Origin of the sequence: Lentzea jiangxiensis, assembly GCF_900104175.1 — a bacterium.
GTDB lineage: Bacteria > Actinomycetota > Actinomycetes > Mycobacteriales > Pseudonocardiaceae > Lentzea > Lentzea jiangxiensis.
Genome location: NZ_FNIX01000034.1, coordinates 1 through 23,263, shown reverse-complemented (window position 1 = coordinate 23,263; position 23,263 = coordinate 1). Strand labels below are relative to the sequence as shown.

At 64.4% G+C, this 23,263-nt stretch carries 18 protein-coding genes and 2 pseudogenes; 6 read left to right on the top strand and 14 right to left on the bottom strand.

The features are described 5' to 3' along the window. Nucleotides 1–12 precede the first annotated feature (12 nt). Complete coding sequence (locus BLQ91_RS38305) at nucleotides 13–1,887, top strand: type IV secretory system conjugative DNA transfer family protein (protein ID WP_176960188.1); 1,875 nt, start codon at nucleotides 13–15, stop codon at nucleotides 1,885–1,887. Next, complete coding sequence (locus BLQ91_RS38300; RefSeq protein WP_143023052.1) at nucleotides 1,880–2,626, top strand: hypothetical protein; 747 nt, start codon at nucleotides 1,880–1,882, stop codon at nucleotides 2,624–2,626. The genes BLQ91_RS38305 and BLQ91_RS38300 overlap by 8 nt, the downstream gene beginning before the upstream one ends. Nucleotides 2,627–2,781: 155 nt before the next feature. Here the strand turns inward: BLQ91_RS38300 and BLQ91_RS38295 are convergent, their stop codons facing one another. The 5 genes and pseudogenes from BLQ91_RS38295 to mobF all read right to left on the bottom strand — a co-directional run bounded on the left by BLQ91_RS38295 (nucleotide 2,782) and on the right by mobF (nucleotide 10,689). Continuing rightward, nucleotides 2,782–4,311: a tetratricopeptide repeat protein gene (locus tag BLQ91_RS38295; protein WP_218130569.1), complete on the bottom strand. Its 1,530-nt coding sequence runs from the start codon at nucleotides 4,309–4,311 to the stop codon at nucleotides 2,782–2,784. Continuing rightward, nucleotides 4,266–5,072 carry an ATP-binding protein gene (locus tag BLQ91_RS38290; protein WP_090105292.1) on the bottom strand — a complete coding sequence of 269 codons (807 nt, stop codon included), beginning with the start codon at nucleotides 5,070–5,072 and terminating at the stop codon, nucleotides 4,266–4,268. Before BLQ91_RS38290 ends, BLQ91_RS38295 begins: the two co-directional genes overlap by 46 nt. After that, on the bottom strand, nucleotides 5,069–5,479 hold the full coding sequence (locus BLQ91_RS40860; RefSeq protein WP_143023051.1) for a hypothetical protein: 411 nt from the start codon (nucleotides 5,477–5,479) through the stop codon (nucleotides 5,069–5,071). Before BLQ91_RS40860 ends, BLQ91_RS38290 begins: the two co-directional genes overlap by 4 nt. 183 nt (nucleotides 5,480–5,662) lie before the next feature. Beyond that, nucleotides 5,663–6,218: pseudogene (locus tag BLQ91_RS38285) on the bottom strand (IS5 family transposase); the annotation flags it as partial. Nucleotides 6,219–6,261: 43 nt separating this feature from the next. After that, complete coding sequence (mobF, locus tag BLQ91_RS38280; protein ID WP_090105288.1) at nucleotides 6,262–10,689, bottom strand: MobF family relaxase; 4,428 nt, start codon at nucleotides 10,687–10,689, stop codon at nucleotides 6,262–6,264. Nucleotides 10,690–10,980: 291 nt separating this feature from the next. Between mobF and BLQ91_RS40855 the strand changes: the two genes are divergently transcribed. After that, nucleotides 10,981–11,484 (top strand): hypothetical protein, encoded by a 504-nt coding sequence (locus BLQ91_RS40855; protein WP_143023050.1) that lies wholly within the window; start codon nucleotides 10,981–10,983, stop codon nucleotides 11,482–11,484. 167 nt (nucleotides 11,485–11,651) lie between these two features. Here the strand turns inward: BLQ91_RS40855 and BLQ91_RS38275 are convergent, their stop codons facing one another. From BLQ91_RS38275 to BLQ91_RS38235, 9 genes and pseudogenes are all read right to left on the bottom strand, one after another. Next, a complete protein-coding gene (locus BLQ91_RS38275) occupies nucleotides 11,652–12,566 on the bottom strand; it encodes a hypothetical protein (RefSeq protein ID WP_143023049.1) in 915 nt (304 codons plus the stop codon). 884 nt (nucleotides 12,567–13,450) lie between these two features. After that, nucleotides 13,451–13,942, bottom strand: a complete 492-nt coding sequence (locus BLQ91_RS38270; protein ID WP_090105284.1) for an NUDIX hydrolase — start codon at nucleotides 13,940–13,942, stop codon at nucleotides 13,451–13,453. A gap of 60 nt (nucleotides 13,943–14,002) precedes the next feature. Continuing rightward, nucleotides 14,003–14,452, bottom strand: a complete 450-nt coding sequence (locus BLQ91_RS38265) for an exonuclease/endonuclease/phosphatase family protein (protein ID WP_245734273.1) — start codon at nucleotides 14,450–14,452, stop codon at nucleotides 14,003–14,005. Nucleotides 14,453–15,047: 595 nt separating this feature from the next. Beyond that, the gene (locus BLQ91_RS38260) at nucleotides 15,048–15,365 is read right to left on the bottom strand and encodes a hypothetical protein (RefSeq protein WP_090105282.1); all 318 of its coding nucleotides are present in this window, start codon (nucleotides 15,363–15,365) and stop codon (nucleotides 15,048–15,050) included. A 472-nt stretch (nucleotides 15,366–15,837) separates the two neighbouring features. Then, the gene (locus BLQ91_RS38255) at nucleotides 15,838–16,758 is read right to left on the bottom strand and encodes a bifunctional DNA primase/polymerase (protein WP_281199891.1); all 921 of its coding nucleotides are present in this window, start codon (nucleotides 16,756–16,758) and stop codon (nucleotides 15,838–15,840) included. Between the two features lie 475 nt (nucleotides 16,759–17,233). Beyond that, the gene (locus BLQ91_RS38250) at nucleotides 17,234–17,989 is read right to left on the bottom strand and encodes a GGDEF domain-containing protein (protein WP_090105278.1); all 756 of its coding nucleotides are present in this window, start codon (nucleotides 17,987–17,989) and stop codon (nucleotides 17,234–17,236) included. 204 nt (nucleotides 17,990–18,193) lie between these two features. Then, nucleotides 18,194–18,853 carry a gamma-glutamylcyclotransferase family protein gene (locus tag BLQ91_RS38245; RefSeq protein WP_218130568.1) on the bottom strand — a complete coding sequence of 220 codons (660 nt, stop codon included), beginning with the start codon at nucleotides 18,851–18,853 and terminating at the stop codon, nucleotides 18,194–18,196. Nucleotides 18,854–19,012: 159 nt separating this feature from the next. After that, the gene (locus BLQ91_RS38240) at nucleotides 19,013–19,351 is read right to left on the bottom strand and encodes a hypothetical protein (protein WP_483810960.1); all 339 of its coding nucleotides are present in this window, start codon (nucleotides 19,349–19,351) and stop codon (nucleotides 19,013–19,015) included. A 331-nt stretch (nucleotides 19,352–19,682) separates the two neighbouring features. Continuing rightward, nucleotides 19,683–20,062: pseudogene (locus tag BLQ91_RS38235) on the bottom strand (single-stranded DNA-binding protein); the annotation flags it as partial. A gap of 447 nt (nucleotides 20,063–20,509) precedes the next feature. Between BLQ91_RS38235 and BLQ91_RS38230 the strand changes: the two are divergent. The 3 genes from BLQ91_RS38230 to BLQ91_RS38220 all read left to right on the top strand — a co-directional run. Beyond that, on the top strand, nucleotides 20,510–21,850 hold the full coding sequence (locus tag BLQ91_RS38230) for a SidA/IucD/PvdA family monooxygenase (protein WP_176960187.1): 1,341 nt from the start codon (nucleotides 20,510–20,512) through the stop codon (nucleotides 21,848–21,850). Nucleotides 21,851–21,916: 66 nt separating this feature from the next. Further along, a complete protein-coding gene (locus BLQ91_RS40850; RefSeq protein WP_143023047.1) occupies nucleotides 21,917–22,426 on the top strand; it encodes a hypothetical protein in 510 nt (169 codons plus the stop codon). A 624-nt stretch (nucleotides 22,427–23,050) separates the two neighbouring features. After that, the coding region (locus BLQ91_RS38220; RefSeq protein WP_143023046.1) for a helix-turn-helix domain-containing protein at nucleotides 23,051–23,263 on the top strand (213 nt) is incomplete at its 3' end.

Sequence of the window (23,263 nt, the reverse complement as noted above, 5' to 3'; positions counted from 1 at the left end):
CAGGCGGCTCGCGTGCCTTCCTCCCCGCGTCCGCTGTTCGGCATCTTCTACCCCCTGCTCGTCGCAGCAGCAGCGAGCGTGCTCCTCGCCGCGCTGCTGGGCGCGGCGACGTCTGGCTGGCTAGCGGGTCACGGCTGGGCATGGCCATCCCTGCTGAGTGTTCCTGCCGCGCTGCACGGATGGGTGATGCACTGGCCCGACCCGGCACAAGGGTGGCCGGCAGAACCCCGCCCCGGGCCGGCACTGCTCACCTACCTGCTCGGCACCGGGACACTCGCCCTCGAGGCCGTGCTCTGGATCAAGGTTCTTCTGTGGCGCCGGCGCGTTCTGCGGCAGCGAGCCGAGGCACGGTCCGGGCTCGCGGATCGCGCCACAGTCCGCAACCGCCTCGGTGCCGAAGCAGTCACCAAGCACGCCTACCGGCTACGCCCGTCCCTGGCAGGCTCTGCACACATCAGCGCCGATGACGCAGGAGCGTTGTTCGCTCGATGGCCAGGCACCGACGAAGGGATCTACGGCACCCACGAAGACTCGAAACTCGTCGTCGCTCCTGTACGAATGGGCAAAACCGGCCGACAAGCGGTGTCGGACGTCCTGCGTGCACCCGGCGCGCTCGTCGCCACCTCCACCCGCTTCGACCTCATCGAACTGACCATCATGCAACGAACCCAGCGCGGCCAGGTATGGGTGTTCGACCCGGAGAAGAGGGTGCCGTGGCCGGAAAAACTGCGGTGGAACCCCATCCACGGATGCGAAGACTTCGACGTGGCACTGCGTCGAGCTGTCGCCATCTGCAGCGCCCGCCCGCTCGAGGACACCAAGAACGGCGGCTACTTCAGCGGCAAGAGCGAAGGCGTGCTCGCTGCGATGCTGCACGCCGCCGCACTCAGCGGCACCGACCTGGCCACATTGTGGCTGTGGACGACCAGCCAGTCCTACCGTCCCGCGCAGATCCTCGAGACAGACAACCGGGCTGCCCCGGCGATCGCCGACGGGCTGCGCAACCTGCTCGACAGTCTCAAAAGCACCAGCGACACCTCCGGTGCCGGCGGCATCTACTCAACCCTCGAACTACTCCTGCGGCCGCTCACCTCACCGAAGATCATGCGGGCACTCACCCCTGCACCAGGTGACGCCACCTTCGACATCGACAGCTTCATCCGCAGCGACCACGACACCCTCTACATGGTCTCCCGCGGCCGCAAGAACAGCGCAGCGCCCATGGTCAACGCGCTCATGGTCGAAATGCTGCACCGCGCCGACCTGCTGTCCCAGCGCCCCACTGCCCAGCAGCTCACCGCCCCCGCTCACGGCGACCTCAGGCTCGATCCACCGCTGCGGATCGTGATGGACGAAGCCGCCAACATCACCCCGGTCGACGACCTCAGCGCCCGGCTGGCGGACTCAGGCGGACGCGGCATCCAGCTCTACGTCTATGTGCAGAACCTGTCGCAGCTGCGACAGAGATGGGGTCTGGAAGAAGCAACCGAGATCTGGGACTGTGCCTCGATCAAGCTCGTCCTCGGCGGCTTGAGCAACTCCAAAGATCTCCTCGGGCTCTCCGAGTTGCTGCCCGAACGCATCATCGACCAAGCGAGCGTGTCCACCGGTCCAGCCAGTCGCGGTCAGATCACGGTGTCACCATGGAGACGACGAGCACTCACCGTCGATGAGATCCGCGAGCTTCGCGACGGCGAAGGCCTGCTGTTCTACCGCAACCTACGCGCCGCCAAAGTAGACCTACCCGGCTGGTGGGAGACCCCCGACTTGACGGGGATCGTCACCCACAGCCGAGGCGAGGTCCGCAGACTGCTCGCCTGTGCACATGCTGCTCACACCGCGGAGCCTTCTGACACAGGCCTTCACACGCCGGCACTCGATGACTGAGCACCTGCACAAGCCACAGAGGTCCGACAAGACAGCACCCAGCGAAGGCGCGAGCACACCACCGAACGCCGAGAAGGTGCCCGTCCTCGACGTGGAACTACTTCCTGAGGTCGTCTCCGAACTCGCGGCGGCCAGCGAACAGCACGAACAGCAACTGTCAGAACTTGCCGGCGTCGTCTCCGAACTCGGAGGGATCTCTGCCACCCTCCGCGACGAGGTGCACTCGTTGCGGGAGTACATCGTTGAGCTGCAAGACAGCCTCGTTCAACGAGCCAATCTCAACCGCCCGAACCGGTGGGCTTGGAAGTTCCTCACCCACGATGAAGCCGCCCAACTCTGGAGCGAACTGCGATGGTTCGTCGACTACTTCATCGAGAGATACCCGCTGTCGTTGGATGTGAGCATCCCGTCCTGCTGGTACCGCCACACCGTCGCCGTCGACGAGCTCACCGATCTGTACGCGGCGTGGCGTGAGGCCTACTGCTCAATAGATCAGCCCTCGGACGCTATGACTGCGTGGCGCAACCGATGGCTCTGGCCGACGCTGCACACGCTGCACTCCCACGCTGACTGGCGAGAGTGCAAAGCTCAGCGGCAGCACGTCGAGTCGGCGGCTCGTCAGCATGCCACTGACGGCGAGTTCGACGACTTCATGATGCAGGACCTCAGGGCGCGAACTGGTTCACGTCGAAGCGACCTGCCCTGGCACGCTGCGGGAACGTCTCAGCTCCGGCGGTAACCTGTACATGATCGCTACCCTAGTGAGGTTGGGCACAAAGCTCCATCGTGCGGCGTTTCGAGCACGAGCATTCAAGTCATTGACCTGCAGGTCCACCCACCGCGCCGTTTCTTGTCCCGCGACTGTCCTGCCCGTTGCGGCGGTCAGCCAGGCACTCAACCATCGGTGCGGATCGTTGCCTGGAGACCAGAGCGAACCACCTTTGTAGTCGGGTGGTCAGGCCCCAACACCCGCTCGCAGCCGGTGAGGGTGGCTTCATACAGCGGAACGGCGCGTCCTAGATCGCCCACCGCTCGGTAGGCACTAGCCAGGTTGTTCCGCGACATCAGCGTGGTGGGGTGGTCGGGCCCCAGCACCCGTTCGTAGTCGGACAGAGCGGCCTCGAACAGCGGGATCGCTCGCCCCAAATCACCCACCGCCCGGTAGGCACTAGCCAGGTTGTTCCGCAACAACAGCGTGTCGGGGTGGTCGGGCCCCAGCACCCGCTCGCAGTCGGACCGAACAGCCTCGAACAGCGGGACCGCTCGCCCCAAATCACCCATCGCTTGGTAGGCGTGGGCCAGGTTGTTCCGTGACATCAGCGTGCTGGGGTGGTCGGGCCCCAGCACCCGCTCCCGATCGGCGAGGGTGGCCTCATACAACGGGATCGCTCGCCCCAAATCACCCGCCGACACGTAAGCACCAGCCAGGTTGTTCCGCGACATCAGCGTGCTGGGGTGGTCGGGCCCCAGCACCCGCTCGCAGTCGGACCGAACAGCCTCGAACAGCGGGATCGCTCGCCCCAAATCACCCACCACTCGGTAGGCGTATGCCAGGTTGTTCCGCGAGGTGAGTACGTCGGGGTGGTCGGGTCCCAGCACCCGTTCGTAGTCGGACAGAACGGCCTCGAGCAGCGGGATCGCTCGCCACAAATCACCCGCCGACACATAAGCACTGGCCAGGTTGTTCCGTGACATCAGCGTGCTGGGGTCGTCGGGCCCCAGCACCCGCTCCCGATCGGCGAGGGTGGCCTCATACAACGGGACCGCTCGCCCCAAATCACCCGCCGACTCAAAGGCATTGGCCAGGTTGTTCCGCGACTTCATCGTGTCGACATGGTCGGGCCCGAGGAGGTCACCCAGGCCTTGGACTGCACGGGTGAGGTGAGTGATCGCGGTCTTAACGTCGCCTTGCGCCTCGAAGTAGACACCGAGGTTGTTGAGGAGCAGAAAGGTGGTCGGGGTCTCGTGGCCTGAAGTCGTATGGTCAAGCAGGGCCTGAGCATGGGGCACAGCCAACCTATACATGCGCCAGCTGGCTACGGATGCGTGATGATGTCTGCTCAGGGCGGTTATCAGCGTATTTGCAGCGGTGTCGCGGGCGGCTGTGACGTCGTCGGGCCGGCGGTGCGGGTCATTGGGGTCGGGAGTGCGGGTGACCGCCTGCACCAAGCGATGTACGCCGATGGCGTCACCGGTCAGGTTGATCATGCTGTAGGCCGCGAGTCGGCCGAGCGCGGCCAACACGTCGGGTTCGTCGGCGGTCCCGGCCAGCAGGTCGCGGGGGATGTCGTCGGGGGCGTACCAGGCCAGCTGGCGCAGCAATTGCCCGGCCAGCGGGGTGTCGGCGAGCCGGTCGAGGGTGACATGCCAGACCCTGGCTACGGTGCGTTGAGCGTCGCCGCCTTCCGCGGTCGCGGTGAACATCCGTGCCGGAACCGGGCGAGCAGGTCGAGGTAGACGGTGGGGTTGATGCGGAGCTGGCCGAGGTAGGCGCCTGCCTGCTCAATAGCCAGTGGCAACCACCCCAGCTCCGCACATAACGTGCCGGCGCCGGTCAGGTCAGCGTCGGGCCACTCGGCCCGGACGATTCGGGTGAGCAGCTCAACTGCCTGCTCAGCGGGTAAAACATCCAGCGCAACGGTCTGCATGCCGCGCCAGCCGCTGCCCTGACGGCTGGTGATCACGATCGTGCCGGTGTGCACGCGGTCCAGCAATCCGGCCGCGTCCGCCGGGCCGGTGAGGTTGTCCAGAACCAGCAACCAATCGGTATGGGTGGCCAACCAGCGCACCCCCAGCTCGGTGCGCTGTTCCAACGGCATCTCCACCGTCTCGGGCGCGACCGCCACGGCCAAGTCGGCAAGCCCGGTGTCGATCGCGGTCGCCGAGTCGGCGACCACCCACCACACCAGCGAGAACCGGTCTGCCTGACCGGCGGCGAAGTGGGCGGTCAGGGTACTTTTGCCGACCCCGCCGAGCCCATGTACCGCAACCACGACAGCTCGGCCGCAACCGGCCACTGCCGTCTCCAGTTGCTCCAACTCCTGTGACCGTCCCACGAATACAGGAGGATCAGGCGGCCGCCGGCCCATCCCCTTCACCGCGGACGTGAACTCCATGGCAGGCACGCCGGAACCCTCAACGTTTAGGTCACCGTGCACCACGCCCACAGCGGTCGTGCCGGTCACGCCGCCGGTGATCCAGGCCGATCCGGCCCCTCGGGCGTCCGACGCGGCCGGGCCTGGCCCCGCGTCGGCCCAGTAGGGTCCGGCGGCCCGCCCACCTGGCCGAAGTTCACCCCGACCGTCGGGCCTCCGCCAGCACCACCCATGACATTTCCATGCACGATGGCGCTGCCATCGGTCGCCGTCTGCGACACCGACGGGCTCGGCGCGCTCGCACCAGCGAGATCGGCCGGCCGGCCTTGCCGCCTGGCCACCACCAACGCCACGACCGCCACCACCAGGCCGCCGATCCCTGCGATCCAGCTCAACGCCTCCAACACCGGCCTGGCCGGATGTTCCTTATCAATCAGCCAGATCGGCGCACCGAACCGCAACAGCGCCCACACTCCAGCACCGGCGACAACCGCCACACCAGCCGTCCGCAACGCACGCCGTCCCGCACTCACCATGCGTCCGCTCAACCCACAGCACCGCCCCACGACTGGGAAGCCCGACTCCTAGGTGATCGCCCCTCGCACCCCCAACGCTACTAACTCCCGCACATCCGCCACTGGACTTACCACCGCGACCACACCTCCCCGTCTCCTTGGTGATCAGTTCAGAATGAGTCTGCGCAGACAGACGATTGAGCGAGCCAGACTCAGGATGGCTTGATCGAACGTCGGCTCGTCGTTCGGTGCGGACCCGCAGTCGTCGGAAGCCCTTGAGCCAGGCGAAGGTGCGTTCGACCAGCCAGCGGACTGTGCCCAGGCCGGAGCCGTGATCGACGCCGCGGCCGGCGATGACAAGTGTGATGCCGCGGCCTCGGATCAGGCGGCGGTTCTTGTCGTGGTCGTAGCCGCGATCAGCGTAGATTCGGCGTGGCCGGCGACGCGGTTTGCCGACGATACCCCGGAAGGGTGGGATGGCGTCGATGAGCGGGATCAGCCGGGTGACATCGTTGCGGTGCCCGCCGGTGAGCATGACGGCCAGTGGGACGCCGCCCGCGTCGGTGATCAGGTGGTGCTGGGAGCCGAGCTTGCGGCGGTCGATCGGGCTCGGCCGGTGTGGTCCCCCTTTGAGAGCGTGCAGGTGAGTGGAGTCGACCAGGGCCGCCGACAGGTCCAGCAGCCCGGCGGCGCGCAGTTCGGCGAGCAGTAGCTCGTGCAGTTGGTCGTCAACTTATCTATTCACGAAGCACCGGTGCGGTAGTTCAGAACCCAGGTCGTGGGCCTCGATGAGCGCTGTGTCGAGGATGATCCACATCGCGGGTCGGATGTGACGCGATAACTCGATGCTCCAGCGGGCGTTGCACGGTGGACGTCTCGTGCGCATCAGTCGACGCGTCAGCCATACGGGTTGCTCGCTGAAGCACCAGATCGGTTCCGGCTGAGGAAGGAACCGTTTGTGGAGGCGCAGTAGCCCACTTGGCTTGCTGTTCTGCTGCCCGAGCGGCCTCGTATGCCACAGGAGATGCCGCAGATGAGTGGCCCACCGGCTCTGAAGCTGTGATGCCATGTTGCTCCCGATAGGCGGCAAGGACGGCGACAGCAGCTAGGTAGCGAGCAGTTTGCGCAGCACCTTCGGGTGCAGGCCCGAGTTGCTCGACCCACTCCGGTCGGCGTCGGACAGCGTCACGTGCGAGCTCGACCATGCGGGCGCGAATTCGTTTCGCGTCCGCCGAGGCTGCCGAGGCGACGGCCCGATCACGTCCCTCGTACTCCGTCGGTACGGGCGGTTGTGGCAACCACGACGGCCAAACGCCACCGAAGTTGACTGGCGCTCGAGCAGGCATGCTTGTGTCTGCCTGCTCGAGCACGCGAGATTGCAGCTGTGCCAGCGTCCGTTCGTAGGTAGGTACGAGAAGCTCCAGGCTTGTCGTAGAAGAAGCTGTGGTGACGTGGTTCTGGTCCGCCACGGAGCTGGCGCTGGCGGTCATCGAGTGGCGGACTCGCTGGGCAACGAACGCTGCAGGGTTTTCCTTGCCCTGGAGCTCATCGGGATTGATCGCCTTCAACAGATTTCGTACCTCGGTGTCGGTACGGTCCCCAACGGCAAGGTTGCGGGCAAGGGCACCGAAGCCTGCCCCACTTATGACGAGGTCGGTGCTCGGGTGATTGTTCCAAGCCTCGTGCAGCAACTGCGCAGCACGCTCACGCTGCCGCGTTTCGTAGGTGCCACGCGACGTCTGGTCGGCTTGTTCTCCGTTCGCTAGCTGCGCGGCTCGATTGAGAGCAGCCGCGACGATTCGGCTGGCATCTCGCACCCCCGGCCGAACCAGGACGGCAGGATCGACACGGAGCAGTACGTCACGCGGGTTTTGCTCGGCTGCGCTCATCCGCTCGATCAACCGGGCAACAGTGTCGAACGCTCGCCCGCCGCGGACGGCCTCGACCGCAGCATGATCCAGCCACACGTCACGGAAAAGCTCCTCGGCTGCGTCTCGCTGCGCATCGGTGGCCGACCAGTGATGGGAAGCCGCCCGCGCGTGTTGTCCTGGATGTGGGTGGTCGGCGAGAAGGTTGAGGTCGACCAGGATCGGCCGGTCGTTGGCGTTGACTTCGGTGGCCTTGGCTCGATCGGCCATTTTTGTGATGACACGCCGGCGGCGCGCGAAGGTCGAGGTGGTTTCGCCGTGCAGGTGCGCGTCGTGCCGGGTGTTGAAGTCCTGTTGCGAGGCGAAGGTCCAGACGGCTCGAGTGTGCCGGGACGTGGCGACCAGGAAGCTTCGGTTGTCGAAGCCATCAGCGCGGTAGAGCACTGAGCCGCCGCGTTCCTGGCCGTCGTCGCCGGTCCATGTGGCGTTGATGGTCAGGCCTTGGCTTTTGTGGGCCGTGAGGGCGTAGCCGTGAGTTAGTCCGCCTTTGGTGACGTAGGCGGGGTCGAAGGTGCGGGTTTCGTGCACGAACCCGCCGGGTGCCGCGCGTGTCCACGTCACGGTGAGGTGGCCGGTGTCGTTGATTTGTGTGATGACGCCGCGGTAGCCGTTGAACGCGTCGGGTTCGTCGGTGTTGCGGTCGTTGAGCCGGACAAGCACGTGATCGTTTTCGTGGAGCTCGAGGGTGTGGCCGCCGCGCAGCTCGTAGGTTCGGCTGCGACCGAGCTCCCCCTGCAGCCGGCGGACTGCCTGGGCGCCGGCGTTGAGTCGGTCGACCTGGTCGTTGGTGTTGGCAACCATGAGCAGACCGCGCATCTCGGTGTGAGCATCCGGGGCACCGTTGCGTTGATCGATCCACGTCGCGAGCATCGCGACGGTAGTGTCTTGGTTGTTCTTGCCGACGGTAAGCCGGTCGCGGTCAGCCCATGAGGTGAGAGCATCGACATAGTTGCCGTCTCGCCACGCGGCCACCGCGGCGCGTTCGTCCTCGTCGGTCTGTCTGCGGTTGTCGAGCAGTGCGCCACCGTCGACCATCTTGTGCACGACGGCCACCATCGATCCACAGCCGACGCCGCGCAGCTGCTTAGGATCGAAGATCTCAAGGATCTTCGTGCCGCTGACCTCTGCTGCCCGGTAGAGAACGGCGCGGTCGCGGTCGTTGGTCATGCCGGCCTCGTCGACGATGAGAACATCGATCCCGCGCAAGCCCTCACCGTGCTCGATGCGCCATCGCCATTGGGCCACTGTTCGGCTGTGAATGCCCGATGCGGCCTGCAGGTTCTGCGCTGCAACGCCTTGAGTGGACGCTCCGGCCACGACGAAACCAGCGGTCTCGTAGGCGGATCGCACAGCCTGCATGAGCGTTGTCTTGCCTGAACCGGGACCTCCGATGAGCGCGTCGATTCGTCGACCGGAAGTGACGATGTTGATCAGCTCGCGGCGTTGCTCGGTCGAAAGCAGGAAGCCGTTCCCGGCCTCCACCGCGGACGCGGCCATTTCAGCAGCGGCTCGGGAGACGCGAACCGGTGACTGCTCGTCGTGGCTTGCACGAGCTGCAGCGACGATGACCTGCTCGGCGGCGACGATGTCTCGGGTCGTGTACAGCTGGGCGTTGGCCATGTGGCCGGCGCCGAGTTGAACTTTCCTCCCGCCACCGATTACGGAGGTTTCGTCGGCGCCGGGAACCAGCGGAACGAAGCCGACATGCTGCAGCACCTCATCGGTGAGGGCTTCGACCGCTTCACGCGACCCCCCGTTCGGCAACGCATCGACGACCGCGGCGAGTGCATCGATACGGGAGAATCGGCGGGCGTGCGCAGTCAGTCCGGAGTTTGCGTCCTGCAGTGCTACGACCAGCTCCTCGACCGTCGGCTGGCAAGCGGCGATGTCCTCGGGCGTCAGCGGACGTGACGAAAGCTGGGCCATTCCATCAGGGTCGAGACCGGCCTCGAGGGCACGCTGCCGGTAGTGCTCACGCCGGGCCGCCTCGGACGGAGGCTGCTGTTTCGCACCGCGGGTCTCTTGTTGCACCATGCGTTTGAGTGACCGCGAGGCTTCCTGTTCGGTGAAACCGAGATCGAGAAGCATCGCCCGGATGTCGGCACCTCGCTGGGAGAACTCCTTGATGGCTGCGTCCGGGATGGACGCCACTTCCCACTGGCCAGTGCGTTCTGAGCGACGCCAGGAGACGCCGTACCGTTCGGTGAGTACACGCCGCACGCTGCCGTGCAGAAGCTTCGCGGCCACGGGGATGTGCCGCATCAGGTCACGTCCGCCGGCCGCCACAGTGCTCCATCGGCCGTCAGAGCCCATGGTCATGTTCGCGATCGTGTAGTGCACATGCCAGTGCGGATCGCCGAAACTTCGTCCCGCCGCGGGCCTGGCCGCGGAGTGGATCATCGCCCACCCCGCGAAACCGTTGCCCGCGATCGTGGACGCCGTCGAACCATCACCGTGATGACCACGCATGCCGTAGGCCGTGTTCGTTTCCATCCACGCGAAGGTGGCGGCGCCCTCGTCGGTGTAGATGGCGTCGAGCTCGCGGCCGGTCTCCTCGTCGACAAACTCCCGGAGCACCGAGAAACTCTTGGGCAAAGTGAGAGTGATGTCGTAACCGCGGTTCCCGACGATCACACGGTTGTCGACAACGACCTCGGTTCGAGTGCCGTCATCGGCGACCACCGAGACGGTTTTGATCAGATTGGCGGCCGCGGCCTCGTAGACGCCCGCTTCCCAGACCGCGTCCAGGCGCAGTTCGGCCGCGTCTGCGAGCTGGCCCGCATGGTCGGCACGCAGCATCGCGAGCTCGCCCTCACGCGCAACCGCGCGCCTGGCGCGGTGGAACATGTCGAGCATGCGTTTAGAGGTCGTTCCGCACCATCGGCCCTGGCGATGGCGAAGAACTTCGGAGACGTCGACATCCGCTTCGCGGGCGACTCCCTCGATCATGCGCACCAACTGCGCGATCGGCACCTTCGCTTCAACGGGAAGGCCACGTTTCAGCTCGACGAGCTGCTCACCGGTGCGCGGGTGCAGACCATCCATCAACGCCCGTGCCAGCGGATGCTGATCCGGCGTCAGCTCGGTCCCGGCCTCGATACCCAGCTCCGCAAGCGCTCGGCCGATCCAGATCAGCGGACGTTCTGTCCCTGCGCTGTATTCAAGCTGGGAGCCGTCGGAACCGCCTACGCCACAGCCGTGTTGCAGCCATAGCCGGTAATCGATCTGTTCGGGTGCGCTACCGATCGGCGTCACCCACGACATTGCACAGACTCCTCCCCCGGTGTCGTTGCACGTGGGAGGGTTGCCGACCAGTCTCCTGATCAGGACAGCGATACCTTAGTCCAGGCTGGGGTTCTTCGCAGGCGCACAGCGTCTGCCCTGATCGCGTAGCGATCAGCACGGGTTCTGCCGGCCCGCAGGCCGTCGACATGCGGCCGCCCCAAGGAAAGCAGCTCGCGTCTGGCGTGCTGGCCGCGACGTTTGCTTGCGCGCCGGTGTGCGCTTCTGTCCTAGGGTCCGCGTTCGGGGTTTGTCCACGTTGGAGGGGTTGGCATGAAGACCGCCAGGCAGGTCCGGGAAGAGGTACGTGCTGAGGAGAAGCGACGGCGGCAGCTGCGGCTTGAAGCGGTGCTTGCGGTGGTGGCTGCTGGTTCGGCGGCGTCCAGGGAGTTGGAGGCGGCTGAGCGGCGCAAGCAGGCGTTGCGGGAACAGTTTGAGCGTGATCTTGCAGCCGAGGACGCGAAGATCGACGCGAAGGAGTTGGCGGCGGGGCGTTGTGTTGTCGAGGCGTTGAGTGGTGCGGGCCTTGATGCGATCGGCGCTACGTTTCGGGACACCGAACTTCAGAAACGCACGGGGATCCAGCTTGCGGTGTTGCGGCGTTGGGCCAAGCGTGCGCGGGAGGCCGGTGAGCAGACCTCTGGCGGTGGCGGGTCGACTGGTGCGGCTTTGCCGGAACCGTCAGGGGCTCCTGGTGGTGAGCGGCGTTTGGAGTCTGCGGGCCGAGGCGTGGTTGAGGCGCCGGTGTCAGCTGTGGGTTTGGATGGTCGCGGGTGAATGCGCCGTCGTAGGCGGTCCGTTGCGCCGTAGGCGGCGGGTGTGTGAGGGCGGCAGCCTTCGCTCGGGGTGTGGCGGGCTCGATGCCCGGCACACCGCGGCTTGCCGCGCGGCGGGTGCCGGTGACGCACTCCCTGGGGTGCGTCACCGGCCAGTGACCGTGGGGGTTAGGCGGCGGTGGCGTACTGCGGTGCGGGGGTTGCTGGCTTGTTGACCGCCCAGCGGAAGTTCTGTGCGACCCAGGTGTTCATTTCGATGCGGTCACCGGGGGCGTATCCCCTGTAGTCGCGTCGCAGGATCGCCAGCGCGGTCGGGCGCTTGGGGAACGTCTTGACGATGTGGGCGCATCGGATCGCGATGAGTTCGTCCCGGTAGGGGTCGGTGGACGTGATCGGCAGTCCTGCCCGGTTGTCTTGGCGGCATTCGTTGCACAACCCGTCGTGGTGGCGGTAGTTGTCGAATGCGGCGCGTTCGGTCCAGCAACTCACACAGGCAAGTCCGCGTAGCGGTGCCATGAAGTTCTGGTCTTCGTCGTTCTCGTAGCCGGGAAGCGTCTCGAACTCGACGGCGTCGTCGACTCCGGCGCGGTGCCGGAAGTAGTGGGCCACTTCGCGGTCAAGGCGCTTCTGCTCGGGGGTGCGGGCCGGGCGGCGCTTGCGACGGATCTCCGGCTTGATCTTGCGGCGGACCGGCCCGGCTTCGACGGCGCTAATTCCTCCGGTGCGCAGCTCGGCGACTTCGGCGTGCGTGGGAATGTGCACGTCTGCGCGGAGGATCTCCGGCTCGGCGGGGGCCTCGGCTTCGGCGGGCTGCGTGGCGGGTTCGACGTGGAGCATGACGCACGTTTCGACGAGTTCGCGGTGCTCGGGGGTGCTGCGCTTCCACGCGTCGCTGAGGCGGGCGCGGGCGGTGTTGGGGTGGTTCTCTCGAATCCAGGCGATGCGTGCGAGCAGGTCAAGGGTGTCGGTGTCGGCGGTGTCGAGGATCTGGGCGGCCAGCTCGCGAGCCTCGGCGAAGCCACCGAGTTCGAGGAACAGGTCGATGTCTTCGAGCATTTCCGTGATGGATGCGTTTTCCGTCATGAGATTTTACCTCTTTTGGCTTTTCGTGGCCGCCGGGGGTCGCGGTCCCCGGCTTCATCTTGCAGCTTGATCCTATTAAGGAAGCAGACCAAATGCAAGCAATTCGCATCCGTCGACAGTAATTCTTTGATGTCTTTTTGCGGTTTGACGCAGTAAAGTCCAGAGACTGTGAGGAAGTGATGGAAGGGGCGGCGCGTCACGAAAGGGCAGGCCAGGGGCCTGCCCTTGTCTTCCTGACCGCGGGTCGGTGGTGGTCTGTCAAATCGCCGGGATGGCCGGTTGTTTTGAGCGCCCGAATTGCGTGGCGGTAGGGGCCCCGCGCCATTCGGGCGCTCAAAACAACCGGACAGGCGATTTGACAGGCCATCACCGACCCATACACTGCGCCGCCCCTTCCATCACTTCCGGGGGTGAGCAGGAATTCGGAATCAGCCACAATTTTTTGAAGCCGCCTTCGTGGGTGGGGTTTCATGGTCGTGGCAGTACAGATCGACGAGCCATGCGAGCTGTCAGGCAGTCCGGACGGTGCTCTCAGCGCACCGGGGTCGGACGGTAGGGTTGTCGAGGTCTCCAGTGATGGGCTTGGTTTGCCTGTGGCGCTGGAGCAACGTGCTGGCGGTTGACTGTCGCGGTTCCGTCTTCGGACGGTAGGCCCTGTGCCTAGACCGCCAGCACACCTCAATCTGCACCATCGGTCGTCGGCCTACTCCCCTAGCTCGGCCATCTTGCTCAGAGGTGCGAACTCACGACGAAGAGCTGGCCAGGCTGTCCGAGCGTTACTGCCACCCCCCGCGCTCGAACCTGGCTGGTGCGGCTTAAGTCGGCGAACGGCGTATCGCGCGGCTGGACGACGACCTGGGCTCCAGGTGGTTCATCCTCTGAGGTCAGTCGAACAGGCTGAGCGGCGTGGTGCTGAAGGTGTCCGTCAAAAGATCGTCCACCAGGCGTGGGAGGGTGGCCGGAAGTAGCTTGGCGGTGGTGGCGCGCAGGTCAGCCGCAGACCACCAGCGCCGCTCGATCAGGCCGGCTTTCTCGTTCTCGGTGGGCTTGAGCGCGACCTTCGGCGCTGTGTCCGTGATGCGGCAGAGGAACACGTGGTCGACCCGGTGGTGGTCGCGGCCCTTGTAGTGGAAGCGGGACTCCCGGATCCACAGCTTGCGACCCAGCACTGGAAGAACGAGCCCGGTTTCCTCTGCTACCTCGCGGCGAGCGGCGTCGTCCGGCTCTTCACCGTCGTTGAGTCCGCCACCGGGAAGTTCCCACCAGTCGTGGCCGCGGTCCTGTGGGTCGCAGGCGTGGATGAGGAGCACGCGGTCGTTGGCGTCGAGCAGCAGCACCCGTGCGCCGATACGTGGAGTGGTGACGGTCGCGGACATCCGGCAGGCATTCCTCGCGGTCGGCTGGCGGGCGGCAGCCAGCGCGAGCGACGCCGGAGATCAGAACAACGTTGGCTCCGGCTCAGTGAGCGCGTCGACCGCCTTGGTGGGGTCAGACGTTAGCGTTCGGTTCGCACTCAGCTCAAACCGGACGGCGAGTCCCGAGTGATCGGTGAGACGGGCGCCGCCATCGGTGTTTTCTCTGGTCTCGTGGACGTACTCGCACGTCATGAGCCTGTCGGCAAGGGCCCGTGAGCCGTGGGCGTGGTCGTAGCGGTAGCCGAGCTCGGGGCGGCGCGCCCAGCTGTGTTCGACCTGATCGGGGTGTAGGTGCTGAAACAGGTCGACGAGGCCGTGTTGCTCAGTGAGCCGGTATGGAAGGCGTACTCGAACTGGCGAATTGACCGCGGTGAGCAGGCTGGTGGCCGGGTTCGAGCACGTTGAGGTCGCCGAGAAGCTGGCGAGTTTGCCGTCGGTGCCGTATTTGCTGTCGACGGTGTGCCGCCACACCGGCAGACAGAACCGAATACCTCATTGCGCTCACGCCCTGCTGCCACGCCACAGGCAAAGGCGCCACAAGCTCCGCAACCAACGTCGCCTGCCGCGCTGCGGGCTTCATCGCATAGAAGAACGTCGCCGTCAGCGTCGAGGCCGCGGACCTGGCTGGCGATTGCCAGCGCAACGTAGACGCGTGTGCCGTCGGCGAGCAGCACGGAATGGGTGCGGCTGGGAGAGGTGTACTTGCTCATTGGCCTTCTGGTTCGAGCGGTTGGGGGGCGCGCCGGCCGTCTGCTGCTCTGCGGAGGACCGGCTCGGCTCCTCGATCGAGAGCTTGCCTGTCGGCAGATTGCGATGGTTCTCGTGGTGCTACTTCGGATAAGTGGTTGGGTCACGCGGCGGGCTGGGGTCTCGATGTGGATGTCCGCGGCGGGCCGCTGCGCTCTTCGAGTGCTGGGGTGATCTGGGGGACAACTCACCCGCGTGGGCCGGCTTGTGCCGGGCGTGTGTTGGCCTGATTGTGGTGACGGGGCTGCGTCGTGCGCTGGTGCCTGCGTGGATGACCTTGACCTACGGGCGGCGGATGGCCGGGCGTTGAGCTGCCGTGCTACCAGCCCATGGCGATCTCTTCGGGCCGGCACCAGTGGTCTGGTCCGTAGCAGTTGGCTAGTGACATGTTGTGCGGGCAGAGCGCGTACTCCAGCGGGTACAGGGCGCGATGCACCGTGTCGGGGACTTCGACCGGTCTGCCGTTGTCGTCTTCTGGTTCGTGGAACGTGACGTCGCAGAAGCCCGAGGCGGAGTTGATGATCGAGTAGCGTCGGTTGATGTAGTCCACGGCGATGCTGTCGGCGTTGGGGCCTTCGAAGGTCACGGTGAAGGATCGGCCTTCGCAGCGGACGTGACCGATGATGACGAGGCTCATGAGGCCTGCTTTCGTCCGGGAAGTTGGGGGTGGGTGTGCCGCGCGCCGCTCCCGCCTTGGGGTGTAGGAGGCGGGGGTCGCGCGGCACACCCGGCAGGTGACGCCTGGCTTGTGCTGGCCTGGCGCCACGAGGTCTGGTCACCGCGAACGGCTACTTCGGAGGCGGTGGGTGTCTCACTGGTTCACTTGCCTGCGGAAACGCATGGCGTTGTGTCGTCACAGTGCGCGGCAACGCGGTAGCGGCCCCAGGCTTCACGAATGCCTCCTTGGTAGACGACGAAGGTGCTTCGGGCGTAGTCGTGCCGATGTCGCTGGTGCTAGGGCTTGGCGGGCAGTACACGACTTCTCCGGGTTGATCTCTCGTGGTGTTGGTGAGTCCCGGTCCATGGCGTGGGTGCGGTTGTTCAGGTGCCGTGGCACCCGCCCGTCCGGAACGGCAACCGGCCGTGCGGAACGTCTTGAGAGGCTGTGATCACCTCGTTGGCCGACGCGGCTGGCTGTTGCTCTGCTGCCGCGGTTTCGGACTGCACGGTGTCGAAATCACGCGTGGTTCTCGGACGCCGCGGGCGAGTCCGTTCTTGATGTGGTGCAGCGATTCGGCCCTGGTCCAGCCGTCGACGCCTTCGTGACCGGCTGCTGCGGTGAGCAGGGCGGTGATGGCGTCGGTTCGGTGGAGGCATCCGGCGCCGACGAGCTGGCCCAACTTGATCGCGGAGACGAACAGCGTGCGGGCGCGTGTTCCGACTTGGGCGTTGTGGACGGTGGCGGTTTCGCCTCGTACCGCGGCCGCCACGTAGGCGTGGGCGTTGCCGAGGGCCGGCGTGAGACCTATGGCGGGTGCCGGTGCCGGTGGTGGGGTCAGTGCGGTGGCGAGCCAGAGCGGCAGCACGGCGACCGGTTGTATGGGTTGTACCGGCCTGTACAGACGTGTCCTGCCTTCGAGGCGGCGGGTTGATCCGGCGGCGATGATGCTTCCGCCATGGGCGCGTGTGTCGATGCGCCAGCCCAGGGTGCCGGCGGTGTTGTGGAGCTCGAGGTGGTGTGGGGCGTGAAAGTAGCGGTGTTCTCCTCCGGAGGGGGTCAGGACCGTGTAGGTGTCGGTCGGGTCGGGTTCGCCGAGGTCGTGGGCGAGCAGGCGTAGCACGTCGCGGCCGTGTTGGGCTCCGCGGCGCGCCCACTGCTCGGGTGGGGGTGTGCCGTGGGCCGGGTCGAGGTCGATGACGACGAGTCCGGCTCTGCGGCAGGAGAGGGCGATGTTGTAGGGCGCTGCCGCCCACCAGGCGATGATCTGTGCCCGGTTTGTCGTGGCGGTGTGGTCCCAGTCGGTGAGGATGGGGACTTTGCCGTCGGGGCGGGCAGGCACGACTGGCCATCCGCGGGCAGCGGCGGCCAGTGCCGCGGCGAGCCGCGCCAGGCGCTGGGATGAGCCGCGTTGGCTCGGGAGTCTGGTGTGCGTTGTGACGCTGATGCGCGTAGTTGTCATGTCGTGGATGGCTGTGTCGCCTGGTGTACCGCGTCTCACCGGTGGCCGGGATTGCGCGCGGAGCTGTCCCAAGGCACGGCTGGTCTCGCGGTGAGCGGGATGTGCAGGTCACGCCGCCGTCTGCGTAGATGTGTCTGCGGAGACGGTCAGTCCCTTCTGGGTGCCAGAGGTCGTGGCGGTATCGGAGATAGCGGGTGGCCTGCCGGGTTCGTCCAGGCCGAGGACGTAGTTGTCGACTTCGGTGAGGCCTTCGTCGTCGCCGGCGAACGGGTCCTCGTCGACGAGGGTCTGCCCGGGGTTGTCAGTGACGTCTGTGCCCGGGGTAGGGGGCCGTGCGGGTCGACCGGCAGCAGAGGCTGAAGTCCCCGGCCGCGACCGCGGCGTGTCATGGGCGTGTGGTGGCGGGGGTGCGTCGGTTCGGTCGAGCCGGACGGATGCGCAGGAGCGGCGCGACGATCCGGAGCAGTGCGGAATGGGGCAGGGTGTTGAAGTTGTGTGGCACCTCGCCGTCGCTGCTGCGCCGGTAGAACGCGAGTGCGGGGCTGGTCGGTGCCGGGGATGCCCGGCGCACGGCTTTCGCCCGTAGCAGGGCAAGATCTGCTGCGCGCATCAGCCGGGACAGCTCACGCCGGTGGTGATCGTCGCCGGCTTCGTGATGACGCTCGGGGTGTGTTTCGAGGTCGGTCAGTTGGGCTGCGCCGAATTCCGCGCTGGAGATGATTCCGTCCACGCTGACGATGCAGCCTTGCGCTGCGGCGGCGAGATCTGCTCGGTGTTCGGGTGCGAGATCGATCAGTGCGGCGAACTCGTCGCCGCCGAGCCGCCCTACGAGCGCGTTCGGTCCTGCGATGTGCAGGATCTCGTGAGCGATGATGCGGATCAGCAGGTCGCCGTAGGCGTGGCCGAGCTGGTCGTTGACGCGTTTGAGGTGGTTGACGTCGATCATGAGCACCGCGGGGTGGCGCATACCGCGGTAGCGGGCAGCGGCCGTGATCGTCCAGAGCTGTCGTTGTGGCAGGCCGGTGAGCGGGTCGAGCAGGGCCTGCTGCAACGCGGTCCTGACGATGACCAACAGGGTCAGGGTGACGGTGTTGAGCGCTGCCAGGGCGATGACGGCAGTCATCCAGTCGTCGTGGTGCATGGTGAGTCCTCGCGTTCGGGGCGTGACAGCGGCTCGCACGGCGCGTTGGGAACAGTCGGCCTGCTGGTCAGGGTCGGTGGTGCCGTCGGCGGTGATGTGGACGGCCTGTGGTGATGTCGCCAGACGATGGGCATCGAGGGCGGTGGCGCGTGTACCGCCGCCAAGGCAGGTGTCCAGGAAGCCGGGCTGCGGCCGGAGTATCAGTCAGGAGCTCTGGGGACGTGCCGTCTTGTTGCCGCAGCGGATCCTGTTGTGATGCGACACCCAGTCGCCGTCCACGATCTGGTCTGCTTCGGTGAAGTCCCGTTCAACGGTGTCGCCAGCCTGATACATCCAGGCCTGCACCGAGGTGCCCGTCGCGTTGACGCTGACCACGACTCGTGTGAACAGTGCACCGGGATCGCTGTCGTCGCAGCCCTCCAGCTCGTCGAGCTCGTCGAGCACCTGGCGGTAGTGATCGGGTTTGATCGTCATGAGCTCGCCGACGACGATGCGGTCGGTCCGGCTGATCTTGCGCACGGCGAAGGGGAAGCCGCCGGCGTCGTACAGAACGCAGCCGTGCAGAACGGCTGGCTGCTCCGCCAGCGTCCGCCCGCGCAGAACCCTGTCGTAATTGAACAGTCCATTCCGGAGTGTTCCGTAGGTGAAGATCGGGAGTTGCGTGTCACGTTCGCGTTCCGGCGCGGGGTGCTGTCGCATAAGAGAACCTGTCTGGTCGTGATGGCAGATGAAGGGGAGTGCCTGAAACGGCCGCGTCGGCGTCGAGAGGCCTGCGGAGCACGGCAAGTGAGGCACTGAAGGGATGTCGACGAGCCGGACCGGGCAGTGGTCACGGCCGGGCTCGGCGGTCACGCGGGTGCGCATGACTGCCGTATGAGGGCTGATTACCGAGAGTCAGGTGATCAGTGAGCATCCGACCTGCTCAAGCTGCGCGGAGTCGACGATGTGGGCCAGCGGCCGTCGAAGGACGCGGCTGGCGCGCGGCTCGGCATCGGCCGGCGGTACAGGCCAGGCGTCGGCGGTCTACAGGTGACCGGACAGCCGCTTTGTGCCGACGATGATGAGTGCGTGCTCTGCGCCGCGAATCTTGACGGCGAGGGCGGCAGCCGCGATCGGTAGGTCGTAGATCTGCTCAACGCCCATCCGCACTGCCTCGACCCACGGGGTGCGTTTCGCAGCGGATGCGGTCACCAGCACGACGTTGCTCCGCAGGGGCAGTCGGTGTTGCAGGCACGCTGTCAACGCCACTTCGTCGAGCACGACCCGTCGGGCGTCAAGCCAGGTGCGGACGGGCGGCGCGTCTGCTTCCACGATGCGCACTCCCCCAGCCGACCCGCAGCAGTCTCGGACTGACGCGAGCACCTGGTGCAGCAGCTGTGATGACGTCGGCGCAGAAACGAAGGTTTCTGCGGTGGCGCGAGGATGAGCCACAAGACTTCCTCTCTACGGATCAGGCTGACCACCCTCCAAGCGAACGTCGCCTCACAATGAACGCTGGATCAGTCGCGACGGCGAATGTCCGTAGGCCCAGCAGCGTTGCGTGGTGGCCACACGGGTTTCTGGTTGCCGTCCCTGATTGACAGGACGGGACGGCGTGTTTCGTCGTCGACATCCGCTCATCGGACAGAAGCGCTCGAAGGCAAGATCGAGGTTCGCCGCGGGCTCAAGGACGACCTGGGGGCGGCATCGATGCTCAGAGCGGTGGTTGCTCATCGTCATCGCTCTCAGCAGGCGACTTCGAGTTCTCAGGGCCGGCTGACTCTGCACTCTTGTCTCCGTGTCTCTGACCGCCGGGCACCTTGATCAGCGTGGCCGTGAAGTAGCGCAATGACGGCCCTACCTCGTCGACGTCGAGCTCGATGACGGTGCGCTTCTCGCCTTCGGTGGTCTCGAAGGTGCGCTGCTTGAGACGATCCGTGACGATAAGCCGCGCTCCCCTGGCGACGGACTCGACCAGGTTTTCAGCAAGCTGGCGCCATACGGTGCAGCGCACGACACGAACAGCGCTTCGCCGTCCCTCCACGTGCCGACCTGGTGGTCGAAGCTACGTGCGGTCGACGCGACGGCGAAGTTCAATCTTTTTGAAACTATAACGGGCCGCCTTGGTGGCTGGATGCGCTCGCCACCGGGTCGTCCCGTCGGGCCAAGACAGCACCACAGCCCCTTCACGAACTGGAGATCAAGCAAGGTGAGCGGACGCTCTTGACCTGCCCCGCTCCTTCAGAGATGACCTGCAAGGGCAGCATTTTATGCAAGACACAGGGACTGATCGGTTGCCACCGCTTGGTGTTGAACTGCTCGTGCAGGCGTGCCGCGCACGCCTGCACGTTCATGTGCATGAGGCGGAGGCAGAGCGCGCCGGATCTGCGGCAGTTCCTGTCGCCTGAATGGGTGACACGCCGAAGAGTGCATCGAAGGCACCTCAGGGGGACACTGTACAGAGCCGATACGTTTTATCCTCAGATGCCACAACAACTATTTGGCCAATGTAGAATCGGTCCAGCGCCGAAGGAGCGTCAAATGACAGCCAGTCAATCTGCCGCACAACGACTTATCGTAGTGGGCGCCGGACCAAAAGGGCTGGCCATCGCCGCAAAAGCGCAAGTTCTCAGAAGCGTTTGTGCCGATGTGCCGGAAGTGCTATTGGTTGACCATCAAGGTATTGCGGAAAACTGGACCGGAAGGTTTGGATACACCGACGGCAGACAACAATTAGCGACATCACCGATGAAAGACATCGGATTTCCCTATAACTCGACGTGCTGGCGCGATAACAACAAAGTCAATGTCGAGATGATTCAGTATAGCTGGCACGCATTCCTTACGCAGCGAACCGGACCAAAGCTTTCCGCGTTCGCAGAGTGGGTTGATCGCGGTTTTCCGTCGCCGTCACTGAAAGAGTGGGCGAAGTATCTACAATGGGTGTTCAAAAGTCTTGACACCCAAATAGATCAGCGCAAAGTTACCCGTATTCACGTTCGCGATAGACAATGGAGGATCAAGGTTGAGGATTTGCGTGACTCCCGTAATGCCGAATGGCTTACGGGTGCAGGTGTGGTAATTACCGGACCGGGCACGCCACTGCGTTTACAAGGGTACGATGATAACAGCCTACGGTTCGCGAACGCAGAGAACTTCTGGAAAAGATGGCCCCGCATGCAAACGGCAATACGTCGAAGTTCTATGCAGACGGAGATAGCAGTTATTGGAGACGGGGGTGCGGCGGCATCGGTCGTTACAACGCTGCTAAGTACTTCCGACCGTTGCCGAGTAACTGTTATAACCCCCTCGGGAGTAATGCTCACACGTGGTGAAAGTTATGATGAAAACCGTCACTACTCGAATCCGCGCGATTGGCCTCAAATTAACTCCTTAGGTCGTGAAAGATTTCTGCGTCACACGACCTTGTCGGTTGTCTCACGAGCAGTCAAGAAAATCTTGGATCAGCAAGTAAATCTGTCTATTATTTGTGGTCAGGTCGATAGGCTCGAACTTAAGGATGCGGATGACAAGGTTTGGATCCATTACAAAATAGACCCGCCCGCCGGTCGAACCGCAAATTATGAAGAGTTTGATTTTGTCGTTGTCGCCATAGGATTTGACGCTATGTGGTGGGCGAAAAATGGAATCCTAACGCGTGAAGCGGCACGCCTCATTCGCGGCTCGGTATCTCCAAATCGAATAACAGCTAAAGCGCTCGGACAGCTCATCGAAAAGGATCTTTCTATTCATATAGCGGCAAATGGCGTGACACTGCCGCTTCACCTCCCAATGATGTCCTCTACGCAAGGTCCAGGCTTTCCAGGATTGGGGTGCCTCGGACTCTTGTCAGACAGAATTCTTAAACCTTACTGCGATTAATACTGGACATCAAATATTATAGCGCGTATACTTACGAGATCGATCATAAATTGAAGGAGGTCGATTATGCAGTCGCATGGGTGGCAGCCGTCCGTCCTCGTTGAGCGGGCGCTGCTGTGGCCTCCTAAGGCGCTCGACCTGGTCACGGATGTGGCCGCAAGGGAGGAAACTACCTTTACGGCTCTTGCTGTCGACGCCGTCCGTCACACTGACTGGCTGAAGTTAAATAAAATCAAAGCGTTCGATCGAGCACAGGCGTTCTTTAGGAATAATTCAAAGATTCTGGTCAAGCGTACCCTCTACTGGGAAGAGGAGTGGGATGATCGCCTTGATGAAATCTTGAAGGCGGAAGAGGTGAACCGACAAGAGGATGTAGACCCGAACATCGCTCTATTTGCTTGCTTTTATGACTACAGCGTCATACGAAAGTACTACAACAAAGAATACCGACCACTTCAGCGTGGCAGACTTCAGAAGACTCAACAAGATGCATCTGAGGATTTCATGGTTACGGCAACTGTACGGCCAGCTCGACCTTCCGGGCGCATTGAAGTTCGACGCGGAACACCTCGATGAAAATCGAGTGACCAAGAATAGTAGGTTTCAGACCACGTCCCATGTGGGTTTGATGGCTCTATTGGCGTGAGAACGGCGGGGCATCGACTTCTGCGGCTGACTGCGGCACAGACCTCATGAGTCATCAACCGGTGTGTTCGACTCGCTTCCGTTACAGGCGATCCTGTTGGCCTGAACTGTTGCGTACCGCAACGAAGCCCCATTTCTCCCACTTGCAACTGACCACGGCGCGTTTCTCGCCCTCCTTCGCCTCGCAGGAACGCTGGCGCAGGCGCCCCTGAAACACGACCCGCGCTCCACCCGTAAGGCTTTCCGCCGCGTTCTCCGCTGAAGTCACGAGCTCTCGGAAACCGCGGCCATGTCGATCTTCTCCCTGTGGAGAGGTTGAGTGAACGCAGAGTGATGCGCGCAGGAGGTCGACAGTCATGCCGATGCTGCAAGCCCTACACCCGCTGCGGTACTGGATTCCCAATCACGACGTAGTGAGGGCTGCAGCATCAGTAGTTAGTGCGATGTAGGTCTCAGTGGGGCCTACTAGTGGCTCGTCCCAGAACGTTGACCCGGTAATCGGTCTTCTGGGCTGACCGGCAGGCTGGTCCCGCATGTCGAGTGCGGGAGGTGGTTGTGGCTCGTCGTCCGGAAGTGTTCGTCCGGCCGCTGTCGATGGAAGACGGCCGGAAACTGGCTCGGATCAGCCGGACCGCGAAGAACCCGGTCAAGTTACGTCGGGCGATCGTGGTACTGATGTCCAGCCAGGGGCAGACCGTCCGCGATATCACGTCGTTGATGCAGGTCAGCGCCGACTATGTGCGTGATGTGATCCACGCGTTCAACGAG

What these genes read in the sequence shown, in the direction of transcription:
- BLQ91_RS40850 (WP_143023047.1), top strand. Translation starts at nt 21,917, where the DNA reads ATGCAGTCGCATGGGTGGCAGCCGTCCGTCCTCGTTGAGCGGGCGCTG.
- BLQ91_RS38275 (WP_143023049.1), bottom strand. Translation starts at nt 12,566, where the DNA reads ATGACGGAAAACGCATCCATCACGGAAATGCTCGAAGACATCGACCTG.
- BLQ91_RS38295 (WP_218130569.1), bottom strand. Translation starts at nt 4,311, where the DNA reads ATGTTCACCGCGACCGCGGAAGGCGGCGACGCTCAACGCACCGTAGCC.
- mobF (WP_090105288.1), bottom strand. Translation starts at nt 10,689, where the DNA reads ATGTCGTGGGTGACGCCGATCGGTAGCGCACCCGAACAGATCGATTAC.
- BLQ91_RS38250 (WP_090105278.1), bottom strand. Translation starts at nt 17,989, where the DNA reads ATGCACCACGACGACTGGATGACTGCCGTCATCGCCCTGGCAGCGCTC.
- BLQ91_RS38245 (WP_218130568.1), bottom strand. Translation starts at nt 18,853, where the DNA reads ATGCGCACCCGCGTGACCGCCGAGCCCGGCCGTGACCACTGCCCGGTC.
- BLQ91_RS38260 (WP_090105282.1), bottom strand. Translation starts at nt 15,365, where the DNA reads ATGAGCCTCGTCATCATCGGTCACGTCCGCTGCGAAGGCCGATCCTTC.
- BLQ91_RS38270 (WP_090105284.1), bottom strand. Translation starts at nt 13,942, where the DNA reads ATGTCCGCGACCGTCACCACTCCACGTATCGGCGCACGGGTGCTGCTG.
- BLQ91_RS40855 (WP_143023050.1), top strand. Translation starts at nt 10,981, where the DNA reads ATGAAGACCGCCAGGCAGGTCCGGGAAGAGGTACGTGCTGAGGAGAAG.
- BLQ91_RS38230 (WP_176960187.1), top strand. Translation starts at nt 20,510, where the DNA reads ATGACAGCCAGTCAATCTGCCGCACAACGACTTATCGTAGTGGGCGCC.
- BLQ91_RS38300 (WP_143023052.1), top strand. Translation starts at nt 1,880, where the DNA reads ATGACTGAGCACCTGCACAAGCCACAGAGGTCCGACAAGACAGCACCC.